The 811-nt window shown below is 50.9% G+C and carries 2 protein-coding genes; both read right to left on the reverse strand.

Features of this window, described 5'->3' with window-relative positions; genetic code table 11:
• A partial coding sequence (locus tag AB4513_RS24685) for a transposase zinc-binding domain-containing protein (RefSeq protein WP_372193483.1) occupies positions 1 to 437 on the reverse strand: 437 nt, incomplete at its 3' end.
• On the reverse strand, positions 434 to 811 hold a 378-nt coding region (locus tag AB4513_RS24690), incomplete at its 5' end, for a tyrosine-type recombinase/integrase (protein ID WP_170962777.1). The genes AB4513_RS24685 and AB4513_RS24690, both read right to left, overlap by 4 nt.

Here is an 811-nt window from a genome sequence, read left to right on the forward strand (position 1 = left end):
ATGAAATAGTGAACAGGTAACCGCTTTTGCTGCTGACGTTGTAGCCAGTCAGAAGTGGTGCGTTGTTGGCATTGAGCAACCTTAAACATACCGTTATATGTCGCTTTAGGTTGATGCCTTGCTAAAACCCTTAGTTGATACGGTATGTTTAAGGTCACCATGAAATAGTGAACAGGTAACCGCTTTTGCTGCTGACGTTGTAGCCAGTCAGAAGTGGTGCGTTGTTGGCATTGAGGGCAGTGTCGGTCACCACAAGAAAGCGGTAATCGGTCGTCGTGATGGCAGTGGCTGCAAAACCACTGTGACCGACCTTGTTGCTCTGTTTTGCAACGGAGCATCGCACCAATGGCCCGATGCATATCGCCATTGAGCTGCGCATGATAGTGACGCTTAAGCGTAGAGTGGTGTTGGCGAAGCAGTTCAATAAAGGTACTCATGTAATGCTCCCCGTTAAGTCTAGAGCGTCAGTTAAATGGTTGATGGCCATCGCAGCATCGCGTTGTTTTAGCGCAGTCATTCGGGTGTAACGGGCTGTGGTATTAAGGCTTGCGTGACCCAGCAGCGTTTGCAGTGAACGCAGGTCAAGCCCTTGCTCAAGCAAGTGCGTTGCAAAGCAGTGTCTGAGAGAGTGGGGGCTGGCGTGTTTTTGGATGTCACACTCTTTGAGCACAAGCTTCATGGTTTTTTGAATACCGCCTCTGTCCATCGGTGCGTCGTCACCTTTTCCAAGCCCGGGAAACAGTAAGCGAGGGTGCTTGTGGCTGAGCCAGTGTGTGGGGAGTGCCTTAAGCGTTCGCAGAGGAAGCGGCAC

Source organism: Vibrio sp. 10N.222.54.E6, assembly GCF_041473955.1.
Lineage (GTDB): Bacteria > Pseudomonadota > Gammaproteobacteria > Enterobacterales > Vibrionaceae > Vibrio > Vibrio tasmaniensis_A.